Raw genomic sequence first — 19,472 nt, forward strand, 5'->3', positions numbered from 1 at the left:
TCGGCCCTTCACACGACTCTGCCCGGAGCACACCTTCAGGTGACCTTCCGTCCCATTCACTACTACCTGATCGGTACCGCCAGCTGGTTTTCCGGGTTTGCTATTCAGGGGGTCATGTTTGCCTGGCTGGTGGCCATGGTCCTGCACGAGACCCCTGAGATGGTGGGTATCGCCCAGATGACGCTGCTGCTGCCAGGCACGGTGCTCATCCTCCTCGGCGGCAGTTACGCAGACCGATTCGGTGGTCGTCGGGTCGCCATCATCGGCCAGTGCGTTGCGGTCTGCGCGGTAGGGTTCCTCACCTTTGTGGTTGCCACGGATGCCCTCTCCACCAGAATGATGCTGACTTATGCGCTCATCATGGGCTGCGCCCAGGCCTTTGTGACACCGGCGCGGGATGGTCTGCTCAATCAGGTTGCGGAAGGCCGGGTGCAGCGCACTGTGATGCTGGCGAGTTTCGTACAGTTCGGGATGCAGATGATCGGTTTCCTGATCGCCTCACTCGCAGACAGACTGGGCGCTGTCAGCATTCTCGCTGCCCAGGCAGTAATTCTCTGTAGTGGCATTATTGCTTACTGGTGGATTAAGGATGCGCCCCGGGATCCGGGTCGTTCGACCCGGCTCATGCATTCCCTCAAAGAAGGGGCCCGCACTGTCTTCTCATCTTCGTCGATGCGCATGGTGATGGTGCAGAATGTGGCCATGGCCGTTTTCTTCATGGGCTCGTACATCGTCACCATGCCTATCCTGTTGCGGGACGTCTTCGCCGGCAGTGCGCGGGATCTCGCTTTCATGAATGTCGCCAACTCCCTCGGGCTGGTGGTCACGATTCTGCTGCTGCTTCGCATCGGCGATATCCATCGTCAGGGCAGAGCGCTGCTGCTGGCCCAGGGTGTCGGTGCCGCGGTGCTCGCCGGGGCGGGATACACCGGCAATTATCTGCTGTTCATTTTCGTGCTGTTCATCTGGGGTGTCTGCGGTGGCGTGGCCATGACCATGTCGCGGACCATCATGCAGGTGCAGGCTCCGGAAAATCAGCGTTCTCGAGTCATGAGTTTCTACGCCCTGTCTTTCATGGGCGCAGGTCCGGTCGGCGCGCTGGTCTGTGGGTATCTGGTGGAGCTGCTCGGTCCACAGATGGCGTTGCTGGTGGCCTCCTGTGGGATGCTGAGCGTGATGCTGATCGTCGCATTCGGTTCTGCGCTGTGGGCGCTGGAAGGCCACGTGCAACCCGCTGCAACAGCAGAAGGATCGATCGCCTCTGCAGGTGCGCGGGATGGCTGAACTGTCTGTCGACATTGGCGGCACTTTTACCGATGTGGTACTGCAGGCCGGGACCGATCGCAGCTCAGTCAAGGTGCTCACCAGTTACGAAGATCCGGCGCTGGCCGTACTGGAAGGCATCGGCGAAGTGCTGGCTTCGAGCGGCATCAACGAAGATGCGATAGATCTGGTCCTGCACGGCACCACTCTGGCGACCAATGCGCTGATCGAGAGAAGCGGTGCGGTTACGGCGCTGCTCACAACCCGGGGACATCGGGATGTGCTGGAGATGGCGCTGGAGAATCGTTTCGAACAATACGATCTCAACATCGATCGGCCAGTACCGCTGGTACCCCGGCATCTGCGCCTGCCGGTGATCGAACGGCTGGACGCCCGGGGTCAGGTCCTGATCGATCTGGACGAAGCTTCGGTGGAGCGCCTTCTGCCGGTTCTCGAAAATGCCGGTATCGAGAGCGTTGCGATCGGATTTCTGCACGCCTACCGCAATCCCGTGCACGAAGAGCGGGTGGCCGAAATCCTGGAGCGCGGAATGCCCGGCGTGTCTCTCAGCCTTTCCTCGGCAGTGTGTCCGGAGATCCGGGAGTATGAACGGCTTTCTACCACCTGTGCGAACGCCTACGTCAAACCACTCATGTCCCGCTATCTGGAGAGTCTGGAGTCCAGACTGAACAACCGTGGTATCCGCGCACCCGTGTTGCTCATGACCTCGGGCGGCGGCCTGACCACACTGCAGACGGCGAAGGCGTTTCCCATACGTCTCGTCGAATCCGGTCCCGCAGGGGGTGCGATTCTCGCCGGCCGGATTGCGCGCGCAGGTGGCTGCGAGAAAGCGCTTTCTTTCGATATGGGCGGTACCACAGCCAAACTCTGTGTCATCGATGCCGGTGAACCGCTCACCAGCCGCGCCTTCGAAGTGGATCGCAGTTACCGTTTCAGAAAAGGCAGTGGTCTGCCGGTTCGTATCCCGGTGATCGAGATGGTGGAGATCGGCGCCGGAGGTGGATCCATTGCCGGTGTCGATAATCTGGGTCGCCTCCGGGTGGGGCCGGAAAGTGCCGCCTCGGATCCTGGCCCGGCCTGTTATGGAAAAGGTGGATGCCTGCCAACCGTGACCGACGCTGATCTGCTCCTCGGGCGGATCCGCTCGAAGGATTTTTCCGGTGGCCGGATGCTGCTCGATACTGAAGCGGCAGCCAGAGCCCTGGATCAGAAAGTTGCGCAGCCACTCAGGCTTGCACTGGATCTCGCAGCACACGCCCTGTGTGAAGTGGTGGACGAAAACATGGTGGCGGCCGCGCGGGCGCATCTGGGTGAGTGGGGCAAGGGCAGCGAGGGTCGGGTGTTGATCGCCTTCGGTGGTGCCGCGCCTCTGCACGCCTGCGCACTCGCCGGTAAGCTGAAGCTCGATCGGGTCATCGTGCCGAAAGATGCGGGGGTCGGTTCGGCTGTTGGATTTCTGCTGGCCCCGGTGAGTTTCGAGGTGGTGAGAAGCCATTACAGCCTGCTGTCTGATTTCGCTGCCGAAACAGCAGCAACGCTGCTCGATGAGATGCACCAGGAAGCACTCGCCGTGGTCGCGGCGGTTGCCGGCGGTGTCGAGTTGTGGGTGCGGGTCAGCGTCTACATGCGTTATGTGGGTCAGGGTTATGAGATTGCCATTCAACTGCCCGATCGCAGCCGCGCGGCACTTGAGGCTGATGCATTGCGCAGGCAGTTTGAGCGGGCCTATACGCGGCTGTATGGGCGCGTGATCGAAGGTCTCGATGTGGAGGTGCTGAGCTGGACGCTGAGTGTCGGCCGGCCCAATCCGGTTGAGGACACACGAGATCGGGTGTCGGTTATGCAGGTACCGGAACCATTTGCCACACACAGACTCTACGATGGTGCACTCACTGCAGTGGTCGAGGCCGGCTGTTATCAGCGGGAGAGGCTGGGTGCGGGCGATTGCCTGCAGGGACCCGCGCTGGTGATCGAGTCCCAGACGACAACCTATGTTGCCACGGGCTATCAGGCGACGGTTTCGGAGCAGGGACACCTGGTGGTCGAAACCTGTGCCGGAGTGAACACTGATGGCTGATCTGGATGTGCTGCGCCGGCAACTTGCCTGGGATCGACTGCTGGCCATCGTCGAAGCCCAGGCCCAGGCGTTGATGCGCACCGCGTTTTCCACCGTGGTCCGGGAAGCTGGTGACCTTTCTGCGGGTGTGTTCAATCCGCGTGGCGAAATGCTGGCCCAGGCGGTGACCGGCACGCCGGGGCATGTGAACGCGATGGCGGCTTCGGTGGGAAAGTTTCTGCGGCGTTTTCCGCTGTCGGTGCTCAAACCCGGTGATGTGCTGCTCACCAACGATCCCTGGGATGGTACCGGGCATCTGAATGACTTCACCGTGGTGACCCCTGTTTTTCTCAGGTCACACTGTGTCGGCCTGTTTGCCAGCACGAGCCATATCGCGGATGTGGGCGGCCGGGGTTTCGGCCCCGATGCCAATGATCTGTTTGAGGAAGGATTGCGCATTCCCATCGGTTATCTCTTCAGAGCGGGTGCGCGGGATGAGACGCTGATGCGACTCATCAAGGCCAATGTGCGGGATCCGGCAACCGCGGAGGGCGACCTCTACTCGCTCACAGCCTGCAACGACCACGGCTGTCGCGATCTGCTGGAGATGATGGAGGATCTCGAACTCAAGGATCTTGAGGCGGTTGGAGAATTCATTCTGGATACTTCCCGGCGCGCGATGCAGACAGAGATCGGCCGCCTGCCGCGGGGTATGTATCGCAACCGGATGCGCATTGACGGCTATCACGAACCAATCGATCTGGTTGCGACGCTGACCATCGGCGCGGATCTGATCGATGTGGACTTCACCGGGAGTTCGCCGATATCGCCACTGGGTATCAATGTCCCACTGCCGTACACCCAGGCCTACGCATCCTTTGGTGTGCGCTGCATTGTCGGGGGTGAGATTCCCAACAATGCCGGCTCGCTTGCGGCGGTCAGGGTCACCGCACCCGAAGGGTGCATTCTCAACGCACAACCACCCAGCGCTGTGTCGGCGCGACACGCGGTGGGGCAGATGCTGCCCGATGTGGTGCTGGGCTGTCTCGCCCAGGTCCTGCCGGAGCAGATTCCGGCGGAAGGGGCGTCCTGTATCTGGAACCCGGTACTGCTGGGCAGTGCCACGGCTGCTGCCGGCAATTCGGTGAGCGGAAACTTCGTGACCAATCCTATTTTCAACGGTGGCACGGGTGCACGGCCGGGTAAGGACGGACTCTCTACCACAGCGTTTCCCTCCGGCGTGCGGACCACCTCCACCGAGGTCAACGAAGCCACCACACCGCTGGTGATCTGGCGCAAGGAGTACCGGCCCGATTCGGGCGGTGCCGGTGCACTCCGTGGCGGCCTCGGTCAGATCGTGGAAATCGCACATCGGGAAGGAGCGCCATTCGTCATCTCCCGGATGTTCGAAAGGATCCTGCATGCGCCACTGGGTCGATCGGGTGGGCAACCCGGTGCGGCGGGCGCGGTGCGTGTTCGCACCGCGGATGGTGGTGCCGATGTCGAACTGGCGGGGAAGGGCAGAGATCAGGTGCCCGCCGGTGCGGTTCTGGTGCTGGAAACTCCCGGCGGTGGCGGTATCGGGGAGGCGCTGCAGCGGCAGCGGGCGAGCGTCGTCGAAGATCTGCAGGCTGGCCTGATTTCTCCGGCCGCCGCCCGGGAAATCTACGGGCTGGAGCCAGACTGAGCACTGGGGCACAGAGCGCCCGCCCGCCGGCTAAGGTGTTGTAATTCAGGACGGTTTGGGCACAATAGCGCCCCCGAGCGGGAATAGCTCAGTTGGTAGAGCACGACCTTGCCAAGGTCGGGGTCGCGAGTTCGAGTCTCGTTTCCCGCTCCAATTCACTTCATTTTTCGATAGTTCCCATTCGGCAAGGCTGTGGACCCCGAGGGGTCGCGCCCGTGCGACGGCCGGTCGAGTCTCGTTTCCCGCTCCATTTTCAAAGACTTAGGTTACAGTACCCCGGTTCTCAGTCCTTCCCCAGCAGTGTCAGCACAGAGGCATCCGCAAACCGTCGCAGTGCAGCCTTAGACTCGCCGGCGCGCACTCTGATCGCCAGACTGTGCAGCACGGCTTGAATGAGTCTGCTCAGCGATCCGGGATCGATGGGTTCGGCGAGCTGCCCCTGCTGGACTGCCAGCTCCACCCGATTGAGCAGGCGTGCATCCAGCTGCTCGATAAGGTTCAGCAAGTCAGCCTTCACCTCCGGATGGACCTTGGCGGCGGCGGGCGCTGTGCAGATCATCATGCAGCCCAGTTCATTTTCACCGGCGGAGTAGACGTCCAGCGCGACCCGAAAAAACTTTTTGAGTCCACTGCGGAAATCTTTCTCGAACGAAATCGTCTGGCTGAACCCTGCTTCCAGCTGCCCGGTGTACTGCTGCAGTGCGGAGCGGTAGAGGGCTTCCTTGTCTCCGAACGCCCGGTAAATGCTCGGTCTGTTCATGCCCATGGCCGCGGACAGATCATCCAGCGATGTGCCGCTGAAGCCGCGGGCCCAGAACAGATTGCCGGCGGCCTGCAGTGCGGTCTCGGTGTCGTATTGCCTGGGGCGACCTCGCTGCGGACTCATATATATGTACCGTGTCGCATATTAAATCTTGATCAGGGTATTAATGTGCGAGATAGTACACAAAACCGCAGCAAGGGTCACCGACATGCCGCTGATAGAAGCACCACGAAGCCCCATCGTCCCGCAACTGCAGGGACTGCACCTGTTTCACTACGACGGTGCGCCCTGTGCGCAACGCGTGCGTTTCGCCCTGGGAGAAAAAGGGCTCGGCCGTGGCAGGGAAGTCAGATTCGACGACACAAGTCCCGAGTCTATGGCAGGCGAGGAAGGTCGCTGGGTGAGCAGAGTGGTCTCCCTGGTGAAGAAAGACCATATGACAGCCGCTTACGCCCGGATCCATCCGGACATGGTGGTGCCCGCCCTGGTGGATGATGGTCGTCTGTACCTCGAGTCCATGGACATCATCGAGTATCTGGATCAGAAGTTTGGTGCGCCGCTGCTCATCCCCGGGCAGGAGGATGTGCGAGTGGCAACGATGGTGCTGGTGGACAAGGCGAAAGTACTGCATCTGTCTCTGCGCTACGTAACTTTTCACTGGGGATTGGGACGGCTGGCAATGCTGAATGGCAAGGAACGCGAAAGCCTCAGAGGCCTTGCGAACCAGGGCGCGGATGGAGAAAACCTGGTGTCCTTCTATGACGCTTTCAGTCAGCGCACCATTCCCGAAAACGTGTTCGAAACGCATCTGCTGAATCTCCACGGTGCGTTCCAGTCGCTTGACGCGCAGATGAGCGATGGACGCTCGTATCTGATGGGTGATGATCTCACCATTGCGGACGTTTTCTGGTCGATGAAGGTGCTCCGGCTGATTGAAACGGGTTATCCCTTCGCAACCCGCCACCCCGAACTTTACGGATGGTACGGGCGGGTGTCCGCAAGGCCCGCTTTTCAGCACGAAGTGATGGGCAAAAACAGGATGAATAATCGGCTCTTCCGGGCGAAAGCCGGCATTGAAAACACTTTTGGTGTCGGCCTGAGTCAGGCCCTGGATAAGGTTCTGGCGGCGTGAAGCCCAACCCGGGGTGGGAAGCCTTGAAAATCGATGCACCCAAAGCGCATAGTCCGGTGACAAAGGAGGAGACCGGCATATGAAAATCAAATCCTTAGGCCATGTGGTGGTGCGCGTGACAGATCGTGATCGCGCGGAACGCTTTTACAATGGCATACTCGGCTTGCCGATCTGTGCACGATTCGATGAGAACGGCATGAAGATGGCATTCTTCTCGCTGGGCGATCACCACGATTTCGCCGTGATGCAGGTGAGCGGCGATGGCAGCGAACCCAGCGATGCGCGCCCGGGTCTCGACCATGTCGCTTTCAATATCGGCACCACCCTGGATGAACTGCGCGAGGCCAAGGCGAAACTCGAAGCCGCGGGGATCACGCCTAATCCTGTGGATCATGAAGTGACCCAGTCGCTCTACTTCGCCGATCCCGACGGCAATGGTATTGAGCTCTATGTCGATACGTCGGATGTATGGCGTAAGGAGCCGCAACGGGTTGCCCAAGTGCTGCCGTTGGAACTTTGACAAGATGGCCTGACAGTCGACTCGCGACCCTGCTTGGGGTCGAGGTGCCTATTGTGCAGGCGCCGATGGCCGGTGCGAGCGATGCAGCGCTGGCCATTGCCGTGAGCAGGGCGGGTGGTCTTGGTTCGCTGCCCTGTGCGATGCTGAAACCCGAAGCGATCCGCGCTGAGGTCGCGTCGGTAAGAGCGGCAACGGACCGGCCGCTGAACCTTAATTTTTTCTGTCACACACCCATCGAGGCAGATTCACAGCAGCAGGTACGCTGGACCAGGCGCCTGCAATCGCTCTATGAAGAGTTCGGTCTGTCTGCGCACGCACCCCCTCCGGGTCCGGCACGCGTGCCCTTCGATGCGACATCCTGTGAACTGGTGGAAGCGTTGCGTCCGGAGGTGGTGAGTTTCCATTTCGGTCTCCCGGCACCTGAGCTGCTGGCAAGCGTGAAGGCGGCCGGCTGTGTGGTGCTCGGGTCCGCCACCACAGTCGCTGAAGCGTGCTGGCTCGAGGCGCAGGGGGCAGACGCAGTCATCGCGCAAGGCGCGGAAGCCGGCGGGCACCGGGGCATGTTTCTGGTGTCGGAAGAGGCCGGGGGTCTGACGTCGGCTGTGGCGTCTCAGCCAGGCACGCTGGCGCTGGTCCCGCAGATCTGTGATGCAGTGCGTGTGCCGGTGATCGCGGCTGGCGGGATTGGGGACGGCCGCGGGATAGCGGCGGTCATGATGCTCGGTGCGAGCGGTGTGCAGATTGGCACAGCATTTCTTTTTACACAGGAGGCGCGGATCTCGAAGTTGCACAGAGCGGCGCTGGACGCGGCTCGCGCGGATGACACCGTTCTGACCAATGTGTTTACTGGCCGGCCGGCCCGCAGTCTGCGCAATCGGGCGGTGCGGGAGCTGGGGCCGTTGAATGTTGACGCACCAGCCTTTCCCCATGCTGGCGCCGCCATGGCACCCCTGCGTGCGGCGGCGGAAGGCAGGGACTCGGGCGAGTTTTCTCCGCTGTGGTCAGGCCAGGGTGCGCCACTCGGACACCAACCCGGTCGTGACATGGGGGCCGGCGATCTGGTGCGCCAGCTGTCGGATCATGTTGAGGCGCTGCTGCGGGAGATTGCCTCCGGCGACTGATCCGGCTCTGCATCGCAGTGCCATGGTCGCCCCGCAACAGCGCCTGTTATAGTCGGCCATCCGCTAAAAGGGTTGGCTCATGGACTCGGTTCTCATCGTATTGCTCGGCATCGCCGGGATGGCTTTCGGCTGGTTTGTGTATTCCCGTTTCATCGCCCGACGGATCTTTCAGCTGGATCCGGATTTCGTCACCCCGGCGCACGAATTCAACGACGGCGCCGATTTTGTTCCCACCAACAAATACGTTCTCTGGGGTCATCACTTCACTTCGGTAGCAGGAGCGGCCCCCATCGTCGGCCCTGCCATCGCCGTCTACTGGGGCTGGGTGCCTGCGGTGCTCTGGGTAGTGCTGGGTACGATCTTTTTCGCCGGCATCCATGACTTCGGCGCGCTCTGGGCGAGTAATCGGCACAAAGCGAAATCCATCGGCGCACTGTCCGAGACAGTCATCGGCAAGCGTACCCGCTCCCTGTTCATGGTCGTGACCTTTCTGCTGCTGCTCATGGTCAACGCGGTGTTCGGCGTGGTCATTGCCAACGCCTTTGTAAGCTCTCCGAGCGCGGTCTTTCCGGCCTGGGCCGCGATCGTGGTGGCACTTGTCATCGGTCAGCTCGTGCACCGGAAGTTCAATCTCATCGCGCTGAGTATCAGTGGTGTCATCGTTTTGTACCTTTCCGTCTATGCGGGCAGCTATATTCCACTCGAACTGCCGGACATGCTTGGCCTCACCCCCCAGGCCAACTGGATCATCATCCTTTTCATCTACGCCGCGATCGCATCCATGCTGCCGGTCTGGATGCTGCTGCAGCCCCGGGATTTCATCAACGGCATGCAGCTCGTTGTTGGTCTGATTCTGCTTTACGGGGCGGTGTTTCTGTTTCTGCCGGATATCTCCGCTCCCGCGTTCAATGATCAGCTCTCAGCGAGTTCACCGTCCATCATTCCATTGCTGTTTGTAACTATCGCCTGCGGTGCGATATCCGGCTTTCACGGTATCGTGGCTTCCGGTACCAGTTCCAAGCAGCTTGACAAGGAGACGGACGCCCGCTTCGTGGGCTATCTTGGTGCGGTAGGTGAAGGTTCTCTGGCGCTGATCACCATAGTGACGGTCAGCGGTGTTGCGCTGGCCACGACGCCAGAGGCCTGGCATCAGATCTACGATGAGTTCGGTACCGCCGGTGCGGGATCCTTCATCACTGGTGGCGCGAACCTCATTGATGCCGGCTGGGGAATTCCTGCTGAAGTTGCGCAGACACTGCTTGCCACCATGGTCGTGCTTTTTGCGGGTACCACCATGGACTCGGGTGTGCGTCTGCAGCGCTATATCATTCAGGAGTGGGGTGTCATCTATGGACTGCCCTGGTTGAACCAGGGTGTGGTGGCCACACTGATCGCGGTGGGTGCCTGTCTGCTGCTTGCGTTTGGTGCCGGGGGTGCATCCGGTACTGGTGGTCTGATCATCTGGCCCCTGTTTGGCTCGACCAATCAGATCCTGGCTGGCATGACCCTGCTGGTGCTGAGCGTGATGCTGATCAAGATGGGTCGGCCGGTGATCTATACGATGATTCCCATGGTGTTTGTGTTGACCATGTCGTTCCTGGCCGGCCTTGTCACCCTTGTGCAGTTCTGGCAGGACGGCAACTGGCTGCTAGTCGGGCTCGATGTGGTGGTACTGGTCACCAGCCTGCTGGTGATGCTGGAAGCCAGTTCGGTCATTGTGCGGCACAGAAAGGGCAGTGGAGTACAGGCAGCGTCTTCCTGATTGAGATGCTGCCGATTCTGACCCTTGTCAGCGACCCTGCGCAGGCGTTAAATTGACCTGCTTCTGGGGGGAAGCAATTCGCGCCGGTACTGCGCTGCCAGAGATGCAGGCAGTGCCGCGCGCTTTCTTTTTTCCGCGCAGCCCGGCACCCTTACCCTTTTTTTCGCGCAACTGCGCACCCTGAGCATCTGGCTGTCCAGATTTTTCCCGACCTGTAAGTATCCGGAGATGAACGCTTGACCATGAAGAGCGCCACTCACGAGCAATGGTCCTCAAGTTTCGGTTTTCTCATGGCGGCGATCGGCTTTGCCGTGGGCCTGGGCAACATCTGGCGGTTTCCCTACGTCACCGGTGAGAACGGTGGCGGGGCCTTCATCGTGGTGTATCTGCTGTGTGTGTTCTGCATCGGAGCACCTATCCTCATGGCGGAAATTCTGATTGGTCGACGGGGCGGGATGAGTCCCTCAGCCTCCATGCAGGCTGTCGCGATCGCGGAAGGACGCAGCCCGCAGTGGCGCTGGGTCGGTGGACTCACCCTGCTGACGGCCTTTGTGGTGGAGGTGGTCTACTGTGTGGTGGCAGGCTGGGTGCTCTACTACCTGTTTGTCGCGCTGCAGACCGGGTTTGCGGGTGTCGATGCGGTGAGTTCCCAGAACCGTTTCGACGCGCTGCTCGCGGATGTGTCCGGGATGATCGGCTGGACGGCGCTCGGGCTGCTGTTTACCGGCTGGATCATCTACGCAGGTGTGCGCAATGGCATCGAGCGGGCGGTTCGGGTGCTGATGCCGATGCTGTTTGCCCTGCTGGTGCTGCTGGCCTGTTACAACGTTTATGCCGGAGGTTTCGGTGCAGCCGCCGACTACCTGTTTCGACCGGATTTCAGCAAGGTGACAGCGGGGATGGTGCTCGCGGCGATCGGCCAGGCATTTTTCTCGGTGGGCGTGGCGATGGCGGGGATGATGACCTTCGGCGCTTATCTGCCAAAGCACGTGTCGATCACCCGCAGCGTACTTATTGTTGTCTCGGCTGACACGATGGTGGCACTGGTTGCCGGACTGGTCGTGTTCCCTGCGGTGTTCAAATTCGGTCTGGATCCTTCCGGCGGCGCAGGGCTGGTGTTTCAGACGCTGCCGGTTGCCTTCGCGCAGATGCCGGGCGGGCATCTGGTGTCGGTATTGTTTTTTCTGCTCCTTGCGGTTGGGGCAATCACCTCCATGGTCGGTCTGATCGAACCGATCGTCTCCTGGGTCGAGGAACACAGAGGTTTCTCCCGGCACAAGAGCGCGCTTTTCACCATCTGTTCTGTCGCCGCGCTGAGTGTGGTGAGTGTGCTTTCCTACAATGTGATTTCCGAATGGCAGGTCTTCGGGCGGGACCTCAATGGGATTCTGGATTACGTTTCGAACCAGATCATGCTGCCCGTCGGCGGTCTGCTGATCGCCTGGTTTGCCGGCTGGTATGTGCGCCGGGAGACAACCAGGGCCGAACTGGCAATGGCCAGTCCGGCGATGTTCCGCTTCTGGCACGTGGCCATTCGCTACCTGGTACCACCGGCGTTGCTGCTCATTCTGATTACGGGGTTGGGCGGTTAACCCGGATCCGGGTCTGGGAGAGGAACTGTGGCGCGTACGCCTGCCGGCGAAAGCCTCCGGCTGCGCGACAGTTCCTCTTCCTGCATCTTTCCCGGTGTTGTGTGAGGTCAGTCCGCGCTGCCGGGCCCGACTTCTGGAAAGTCTGGCCTTCAGCGCGATGAACGTCAGCCAGGCAGCCGCACCGGCAGATCGACAATCCCGTGAATAAAGCTGGATTTCAGATACTTCGGCTTACCGACCACCTCAACTTTAGGGAAGCGCTTCAGAATTTCTTCCCAGATGATGCGCAGCTGCATCTCGCCGAGTCGATTCCCGAGACAGCGGTGGATGCCGAAACCGAATGACAGATGCTTGCGGGCATCCTGCCGGTCGATCAGGAACTCGTCGGGTCGATCGAAGGCCTTGTCATCCCGGTTACCGGATATGTACCACATCACCAGCCGGTCGTGTTTGCGGATCTTCCGCCCACGGATCTCCGTGTCTTCCATGGCGGTGCGGCACATATGTGCCACCGGGGACTGCCAGCGGATGATTTCTGAGACCATATTGGGAATCAGATCCGGATTGCTGGTGAGCTTCTCGTACTGATCAGGATTCTGGTTCAGGGCGAGCACACCACCGCTGATTGAATTGCGGGTCGTATCGTTTCCCCCGACGATCAGCAGCAGGATATTGCCGAGATACTCGTTGGGCGGCATGTCTTTGGTGGACTCGCCGTGCACCAGCATGGAGATCAGATCGTCATCCCGCGGCGGACCGGCTGCCCGCTCCTTCCAGACCGCATCGAAGTACTGCCAGCAGCGCCACAGTTCCTGAAAGCCCTCTTCGACCGAGCTGAAGAACTCGGGGTTACTCAGATTCTCAACGCAATCAGACCAGTAAATGATCTTGTGGCGGTCTTCCTGGGGCACGCCGAACAGGGTGGCCAGCATCTGGCCGGTCAGCTCTTTCGATACCTTTTCCACCCAGTTGAAGGTCTCGTTGCGCGGCAGGCCGTCGAGTATTCGACCGGCGCGTTCACGGATCAGCGGCTCGAAGTCGGCCAGATGCCGGGGGGCGAACATGGGTGCCACGACCTTGCGCTGCTCGTCATGTTTCGGCGGGTCTTCCATGATGAACATCGGCAGGTGGAAGGTCGGATCGGGTTCCTGATCGAGCATCACCTGACCGCCCAGACGGATGCCGCCCATGCGGGAGTCGGAGGAGAACAGCTCATGATGCGAATCCACATACTTGATGTCGTCATAGGCTGTGATCGACCAGTAAGGACCGAACTGACTTTCTTCGCAGTAGTTCACAGGTGATTCCGCACGCAGTCGTTCGAAGTAGGGCATCATCGTGTGCGCTTCGAACAGACTCGGATGTGCGGGATTGAGCTTGGCCAGAGGGATGGACTGGGGATCCCGATCGACGTCGATCGCCCACTCTTTCCAGATCTCGGTATTCGATCGCTTCATCCGTTCCTGTGCCGTGTCGCCGGCAGTGTTGTCGGGGGTATTGGCCGATCCCCCGGTTGTCTGCTGTTCTTCAGCCATGGTTGCAGTCTCCAGATTCGAATGAAAAACTTCGGCCCATTATAGCTGCTATCCAGTCGCTACATAGTGATCGGTACAGGAAAACGATGGTCAAGATCGATGATCCCACCGCGATTGAGGACTTTGTCGCACCCTTCCGGATCGAGGCGCCCGCGGCCTTCCGGCTGACTCAGCATGATCCCGGAGGCACCGGGATGATGGATTCAGACCTCAAGGAGGATGCGAAGGATCTTCTCGCGAAAAGTATTGACTGGATGGCCGAACAGCAGGCGATGCTGGCGGCCCGGGAGCGCTGGTCGCTGCTGCTGATTTTCCAGGCCCGGGACGCAGCCGGCAAAGACAGTACCATCAAACATGTAATGACCGGCATCAATCCCCAGGGATGTCAGGTGACGTCGTTCAAACATCCGGGTCCGGAGGTACTGGACCACGATTATCTCTGGCGCTACCACCGGCATATCCCGGGTCGCGGTGACATCGGCATATTTAATCGCTCCTATTACGAAGAAGTCCTGATTGTGCGCCTGCGGGAAGAACTGCTGCGTGCTCAGAAGCTGCCGGACAGTCTGATCACCGAGAGCGTGTGGCGGGACCGATTCGAAGACATCAACAATTTCGAGCGCTACCTCACCCGCAATGGCGTGCTGGTGGTCAAATTCTTCCTGAATGTTTCGAAGGAGGAACAGAAGCAGCGCTTTATTGAACGCCTCGAACACCCCGAAAAACACTGGAAATTTTCCCCGGCCGATATCGAATCCCGGCGCTACTGGGACGATTACACGCTGCTCTACGAAGAAATGATCCGCAATACGTCCACCGCCTGGGCACCCTGGTTCGTGATACCGGCCGATAAAAAGTGGTTCACCCGACTGCTGGTCGCATCGGTGGTGGTGGGCAGACTGCACACTCTGGGTCTGAGCTATCCGGAAGTGGACGATGCAACGAAAGCCGGATTCAAGGATGCGCGAGCGCTGCTGGATACCCTGTAGCATGGGCGAACCAGTGGCATCGTGATTGCGGGTTGAGAAGCCATCGAGGTTGGCAGAGGAGCAAGGCAGTGGCAGATGAAGGTAAGGGTCCTGGCGTGTTGAGCACCGCGGATGTCGGCCTCTACACCATTGCGAGAACCACGCTGCTCGACAGTCGCACTACGATGGCCTACGCAGCGGCCATCAACGATGCCAACCCGGCATACTTCGATGACCTGAGAGAGGGAGGGCTGGCTGTCCATCCCTGTATCAGTTTCTCACTGCAGTGGGCCAGCCGTTTTCGCCCGGATCAGAAGCTCAACCTGCGGGCTGCACCTTTTGGCGTGCACGCTTCCACCGATCTGCGGATCCACAGGCCCTTTAAGGCCGGTGAGGCGATCACCACCCAGGGTCGCATGATTCAGAAGCGACAGTTGCGGCCGGGGGTGTACAACGTGGAGCGCTACAGGATGACGGCCAGTGATGGCGAACTCGTGGCAGAGCTGGACTACAACGGCATTACCCGGGGTGCCACCCTCGAAGGAGCAGATGTGGTGGTGGCTGAGGAGCCGGTGCAGGTGGCATTTTCTGCGGTGTCTGATGAGCCCCTGTGGCATACCGATGTGCCGATAGCCCTGCACGCGGCACAGCAGTACACGGAGTGTGCGCAGATCTACAATCCCATTCATACCGAACCCAGCGTTGCGCGGGCCGCCGGGCTGCCGGACATCATCCTTCACGGCAGCGCGACCAAGGCCATGTCATTGACTGCGATCATCGATCACTACTTTGAAGGGGATGCCACCCGGATCACCCGGCTGTGTGGTCAGCTGCGGGGCATGGTGCTGATGAACTCTGTCATCAGAGTCGAAGCACTTGCCGAAGAAATCGTCGATTCCCGGAAGCGCATCCTGTTCCGCACGCTGAACGCTCAGGGCCAGCCGGCGATCAGCAACGGCGTGGTCTGCGGTCGGCTGAGCTGATCAGGCGAGGTCGGGCAGCCAGGTCCGCTCGATGGTTTCCCGGATGGTGCCTGGAATCGGGATGGACCGCCGCTCGTCGAGATCGAGCGCGATGCCGACTGTGTCGTTGACGCCAACGAGTTCTCCGGTCTCGACCACAAATGCCCAGCGTCTGGACTGGCGCCAGCGCTCACCGTGTGCGATGTCCGCTCCGATCGAAACCAGTCGCTGCCCGCTCCGGGGTCGTCCGAGGACCAGAGCGCGGGTCTCGATCATTGCCCAGCTGAAGCGATGGCCGTTGTCCGTTCTCATCACAGGCGGTCCGAAGGACGGGGTACTCTCACCGGATTGTGGCCGGTGCATGATGAACATCAGATCCACGTCTTCCCGCAGCCGACCGTTCTGGTCGCAGTCCTGAGCATTCACGGTTGTTTCGCGTCGGCCGCTCATCATTCCGGCAGCGGGCTCTTCACTGACCCGGGCACTGAGCATATCCAGGGTGACATCCGTGCGGGGTGGATCCAGAGACAGCGAGCGGGGTGTGCCATAGTCCGGCAGGCGTACGCCATATTTTTCGTTCACACCAGCCAGTGCTGCGGGAAAACTCAGGCGTCGCTGGCTGGTGGTGTCGATCAGGGTGCTCGCAGTGATGAAAGTCGCGGCGATCTCCTCCCGGGCCGGGTTGCGTATCTCAAAGAAACAGCGCGCGAAATCGGCCTGGATGTCGAGGACGCCACCGGCGACGCTGAGTGTGGCTCCCGCAAACTGCTCCCTGTGAAAGCGGCTGTAGGTGTCGTAACGGCGAATGACGGCTCCCGCTGCACTGTCGGAGGCAAGTCCCACCGCAGCCAGCAGGGCACGGCTGGCCCGGTCCACCCGGGTCAGGTAATAGCGCACGTTCATGTGCCCGAGTGAATCGATCTCGCTGTCCAGTACCGGGGCTTCGTCTAGCAGTTGCATGCTGATCTCTAAGTGTCTCTGATGGGGCCCTTATCGCGTTCTGCTCAGGCACGACCGTGCAGTGGGAAAGCGCACTCCCCCGGCGCGGCAATGCTACTCCATCCGGCCCCTGCCGGCACAGCCGTCGTCAGGACCCTCGCCGAAAGATTACAATCGGGGCAACACATCTCAGGAGAACGGACGTGAAACTGGCAGACATCCACAGTATCGGGATTCTCGGGGCAGGCATCATGGGCGGGGGTATCGCACAGTGCGCCATTCTTGCAGGCAAGAAGGTCATCATCCGGGATCTGACCGATGAAATCTGCGCGAAGTCGAAAGACGTCATTCTCAATGGCCGGTTCGGCTTCAACAAGGCGGTCGAGATGGGCAAGATGACCCAGGCCGATCTGGACAAGGCCATGTCATTGCTGGAGTTCACCACCGACGTGAACGATCTCAAGGACTGCGACCTCATCATCGAAGCGATTGGTGGCGGTGCGGATGGCGCGATCGAGAACAAACCGCTGAAACTCAAGGTCTGGGCGGAAATGGATGCGGTGGTAAAGAAGGAGGCGGTCTTCGCCAGCAATACCTCCATGTTCACCATCGCGGACCTGGCCGCGGTCACCAAACGCCCGGACCGGTTCATCGGCATGCATCTGTTCAGTCCGGCCAACATCATGAAGCTGGTCGAAGTCACCCGGACCAGCGAAACCAGCCAGGAAGTGGTGGATCTCATCGTCGACCTGAGCGAGAGCTGGGGTAAAACCCCCATCGTGTTGAAGGATGTGCCCGGCGACACCGGCTTCATCGGCAATCGCATCATGGCTGCGGTGCGGAAGGAGGCGTTGAAAATCATCGAGGAGGGCGTCGGCACAAAGGAAGATGTCAATCTGGCGATGACCCTGGGTTTCCGCTGGCCGGCTGGTCCCTTTCCCCAGGGACCCAGTGCGCGCAGCGGCTGGAAATAGCAGCCTGCGCACTCCGGGCGCAGTTGTGTCCGCGAAAATGTGGCCCGTTTGGCGACTGGAGAAATTCCCCTTGCAAAACCGCTCAATAGGCGTAGTATCCCGCGCCCTATGAAACGCTCAGCCATGCAATTTATTGGAAATTCATCGTTCGCACCCCACCGGGTGTGGACGACGGCTGTACGTTAGCGACCCGCATCGTTGTTATCCGGTGCGAGCGCCGGAAAGACAACGCCCTTTTAGAAATTCCAGAAGCACGTTTTCTTCCCGGCGATCGGCACCGCACAGGATGCGGGGTGTATCGATAAAAAGGAGAAATGACATGGAATACTTAGTTGCTTTTCTCACCCTGCTGGCAACCGTGGCATACGCTGTGGTGATCGCGGTGAATATCGAGCGCGGTAAGCGCTGGGCCATGGAAGTTGCCCGTGCCTTTTCCATGCTGGATCCGAGTGCGTTCAGCCATCAGCTGACCCTCGAGGCTCGCGACGAGCCGATTGTGAAAGCCGGGGCCGAAACCCCGGCGGATCGCCTGGCAGCCTGACGCTCAGCCCGCAAGCAGGAATGCGAGCAGCATGAGCGACAGGGTGAGACCTGCGCCGAGTCCGGTCAGCAGCTTGCGGTAGAACCGGTGCAGGTCGCGGATTTCCTGCCAGTGCCGATCGAGCAGGGGCACCAGATGGCCATAAACTTCCGCTTTGACGACAGCGCGCTTGCGCCGATCGTCGATGCTCTGAGTGGCCGAGCGGGCCAGTTGCTGAGCGAAAGACTTGCGCAGCAGCTGGCCCTGTTCCGGAGCGGGCGTCCGCCAGGATCCCGCATCCCGACTGGCCCGGAGATAGTCTTCGACTGCCTGAGTTTCTCCCGACATCCGCGTCCCGCGCTGGGTGAGTCCGAACAAGAGCCTAGCAGGTGGATCGCCACTGTCTGCCGGTGGCAGCCGGAATCGAGAACCTGTTCGCAGTTACATGGGCAGACAGGGTCGCCGGGACAGACTGGAACCCGCGGCGTTGATTCCTTCCGAAGACGTCGAGACCTGATCTGAGCGTTTCTACAGCGCCGAATCAACGAGGATTTCGATCAGAGCAGCACCCACCCAGGTCAGGGGTGGAATGATCAGATAGAGCAGCAGTCGGGATACCGCGCTGCTGTCGAACGGCCACTCCGAGACCGCTTCGATCTCCCGCCGATAGTTGAGTTTGCTGTTGAGTTCGCTCAAGCCCTGCTGGTCATTCAATTCGGGCCGTGGCGAACGGGCGATCTCGCCATCCACCCTTTCGAGCTCCCGGCGCTTGCGGTGATGCAGGAGCCGGTGCACGGGCCATATGGGCCAGAAAAACAGCAGCAGCATGGGAATACCGGTAGCAAAAAGGCCGGGCACGAAGGCCAGAGGATTCATCTCTCCGGCAAAAATCAGGATGGGAAACGCAGCCTGAGCGCCAATGATGGCGAGTGTCGAGCTGACAGCCACACTCGCGAAAGGTGTCAGTGCGCGGGTATTCAGCAGGTCGAGATGCACGCGTTTGCTGAGACGGTTGAACAGCAGTGCATTTGAGATCAGTGATGCGATCACGAAGGTCATCACAATCCAGATGAAGCTCGAACTGATGATGGTTGCAAGCAGATCGGGCTGTTTCAGCGCCCGGGTCATGCCCAATCCGGAATCCCAGAGCAGCCAGTTGTGCAGGATGCCCAGAGTGACCGAGATCAGCAGCACGATAAACGTCCAGCGCGGAGGTCGGGTCGCGAGCGCGTCCTCCCAGAGCGCAACCTGCTCGATTTCAGCATTGAGCAGGGGAGTGAGCTGGCGCAGCGCGAGTCGGGTCCGTTCGATGATCAGATGATAGACCGGAATGATGTAGGCGATGATGGTGCTGAAGAACAGCACGAAGTTGGCCTGTCTGCCGAACCATTCATCGAGGCCGCCCAGCCGGGCCGCAGCAAAGTGGATTCCCAGCGACCCGACGAAGAGCGTAAAGGCCGCCCACCATCTGCCATATGGCATGGCGGGAATCAGGCGCAGCAGCCAGATCTGCGGGAGCCGGTTGATGCTGCTGTCGATGGTCACGGCTTGTGCTTCACTTTCTTTCAAACGAATTCACTGTCCCCGTAGATGACACTCAATCCCTAAGTTTGTAAAGTCCGTCGACGCTTTCAGCGTGCACGATTTCCCTGGAGAC

The 19,472-nt window shown here is 60.2% G+C and carries 17 protein-coding genes and 1 tRNA gene; 13 read left to right on the top strand and 5 right to left on the bottom strand.

The annotated features are described in order from the left end of the window. Window positions 1-39: 39 nt before the first annotated feature. The 4 genes from R3E82_02505 to R3E82_02520 all read left to right on the top strand — a co-directional run bounded on the left by R3E82_02505 (window position 40) and on the right by R3E82_02520 (window position 5,180). Window positions 40-1,284: an MFS transporter gene (locus tag R3E82_02505; protein MEZ5549740.1), complete on the top strand. Its 1,245-nt coding sequence runs from the start codon at window positions 40-42 to the stop codon at window positions 1,282-1,284. Further along, the gene (locus R3E82_02510; protein MEZ5549741.1) at window positions 1,277-3,361 is read left to right on the top strand and encodes a hydantoinase/oxoprolinase family protein; all 2,085 of its coding nucleotides are present in this window, start codon (window positions 1,277-1,279) and stop codon (window positions 3,359-3,361) included. The genes R3E82_02505 and R3E82_02510 overlap by 8 nt, the downstream gene beginning before the upstream one ends. Beyond that, complete coding sequence (locus R3E82_02515; GenBank protein MEZ5549742.1) at window positions 3,354-5,027, top strand: hydantoinase B/oxoprolinase family protein; 1,674 nt, start codon at window positions 3,354-3,356, stop codon at window positions 5,025-5,027. The genes R3E82_02510 and R3E82_02515 overlap by 8 nt, the downstream gene beginning before the upstream one ends. 77 nt (window positions 5,028-5,104) lie before the next feature. Further along, a tRNA-Gly gene (locus R3E82_02520) sits at window positions 5,105-5,180 on the top strand. 130 nt (window positions 5,181-5,310) lie between these two features. Here R3E82_02520 and R3E82_02525 read toward each other — a convergent pair. Further along, window positions 5,311-5,913, bottom strand: a complete 603-nt coding sequence (locus R3E82_02525; GenBank protein MEZ5549743.1) for a TetR/AcrR family transcriptional regulator — start codon at window positions 5,911-5,913, stop codon at window positions 5,311-5,313. An 85-nt stretch (window positions 5,914-5,998) separates the two neighbouring features. Here R3E82_02525 and R3E82_02530 point away from each other — a divergent pair, with 85 nt between their 5' ends. The 5 genes from R3E82_02530 to R3E82_02550 all read left to right on the top strand — a co-directional run bounded on the left by R3E82_02530 (window position 5,999) and on the right by R3E82_02550 (window position 11,917). After that, window positions 5,999-6,922 carry a glutathione S-transferase family protein gene (locus R3E82_02530; GenBank protein MEZ5549744.1) on the top strand — a complete coding sequence of 308 codons (924 nt, stop codon included), beginning with the start codon at window positions 5,999-6,001 and terminating at the stop codon, window positions 6,920-6,922. Between the two features lie 79 nt (window positions 6,923-7,001). Beyond that, the gene (locus R3E82_02535; GenBank protein MEZ5549745.1) at window positions 7,002-7,442 is read left to right on the top strand and encodes a VOC family protein; all 441 of its coding nucleotides are present in this window, start codon (window positions 7,002-7,004) and stop codon (window positions 7,440-7,442) included. Further along, window positions 7,439-8,563 carry a nitronate monooxygenase gene (locus R3E82_02540; GenBank protein MEZ5549746.1) on the top strand — a complete coding sequence of 375 codons (1,125 nt, stop codon included), beginning with the start codon at window positions 7,439-7,441 and terminating at the stop codon, window positions 8,561-8,563. The genes R3E82_02535 and R3E82_02540 overlap by 4 nt, the downstream gene beginning before the upstream one ends. Before the next feature lie 79 nt (window positions 8,564-8,642). After that, entirely contained in the window at window positions 8,643-10,325 is a 1,683-nt protein-coding gene (locus R3E82_02545; protein MEZ5549747.1) for a carbon starvation protein A, read from the top strand. 242 nt (window positions 10,326-10,567) lie between these two features. Continuing rightward, on the top strand, window positions 10,568-11,917 hold the full coding sequence (locus tag R3E82_02550) for a sodium-dependent transporter (protein MEZ5549748.1): 1,350 nt from the start codon (window positions 10,568-10,570) through the stop codon (window positions 11,915-11,917). A 164-nt stretch (window positions 11,918-12,081) separates the two neighbouring features. On the opposite strand, the gene R3E82_02555 is transcribed toward R3E82_02550, so the two are convergent. After that, window positions 12,082-13,452: a cytochrome P450 gene (locus R3E82_02555; GenBank protein MEZ5549749.1), complete on the bottom strand. Its 1,371-nt coding sequence runs from the start codon at window positions 13,450-13,452 to the stop codon at window positions 12,082-12,084. An 86-nt stretch (window positions 13,453-13,538) separates the two neighbouring features. Here R3E82_02555 and R3E82_02560 point away from each other — a divergent pair, with 86 nt between their 5' ends. Continuing rightward, a complete protein-coding gene (locus R3E82_02560; protein MEZ5549750.1) occupies window positions 13,539-14,441 on the top strand; it encodes a polyphosphate kinase 2 family protein in 903 nt (300 codons plus the stop codon). A gap of 68 nt (window positions 14,442-14,509) precedes the next feature. Further along, complete coding sequence (locus R3E82_02565; protein MEZ5549751.1) at window positions 14,510-15,403, top strand: MaoC/PaaZ C-terminal domain-containing protein; 894 nt, start codon at window positions 14,510-14,512, stop codon at window positions 15,401-15,403. On the opposite strand, the gene R3E82_02570 is transcribed toward R3E82_02565, so the two are convergent. Further along, window positions 15,404-16,342, bottom strand: coding sequence for a thioesterase family protein (locus tag R3E82_02570; protein MEZ5549752.1), 939 nt, complete (start codon window positions 16,340-16,342; stop codon window positions 15,404-15,406). Between the two features lie 182 nt (window positions 16,343-16,524). On the opposite strand from R3E82_02570, the gene R3E82_02575 reads away from it, so the two are divergent. Continuing rightward, window positions 16,525-17,295 carry a 3-hydroxyacyl-CoA dehydrogenase family protein gene (locus R3E82_02575; protein MEZ5549753.1) on the top strand — a complete coding sequence of 257 codons (771 nt, stop codon included), beginning with the start codon at window positions 16,525-16,527 and terminating at the stop codon, window positions 17,293-17,295. Between the two features lie 319 nt (window positions 17,296-17,614). After that, window positions 17,615-17,836 carry a hypothetical protein gene (locus tag R3E82_02580; protein ID MEZ5549754.1) on the top strand — a complete coding sequence of 74 codons (222 nt, stop codon included), beginning with the start codon at window positions 17,615-17,617 and terminating at the stop codon, window positions 17,834-17,836. A gap of 3 nt (window positions 17,837-17,839) precedes the next feature. Here R3E82_02580 and R3E82_02585 read toward each other — a convergent pair whose 3' ends face one another. Both R3E82_02585 and R3E82_02590 read right to left on the bottom strand, forming a co-directional pair. Beyond that, entirely contained in the window at window positions 17,840-18,163 is a 324-nt protein-coding gene (locus R3E82_02585) for a hypothetical protein (protein MEZ5549755.1), read from the bottom strand. 180 nt (window positions 18,164-18,343) lie between these two features. Beyond that, window positions 18,344-19,384 (bottom strand): hypothetical protein, encoded by a 1,041-nt coding sequence (locus tag R3E82_02590; protein MEZ5549756.1) that lies wholly within the window; start codon window positions 19,382-19,384, stop codon window positions 18,344-18,346. Between the last annotated feature and the right edge of the window lie 88 nt (window positions 19,385-19,472).

The organism is Pseudomonadales bacterium, assembly GCA_041395945.1.
Lineage (GTDB): Bacteria > Pseudomonadota > Gammaproteobacteria > Pseudomonadales > Azotimanducaceae > SZUA-309.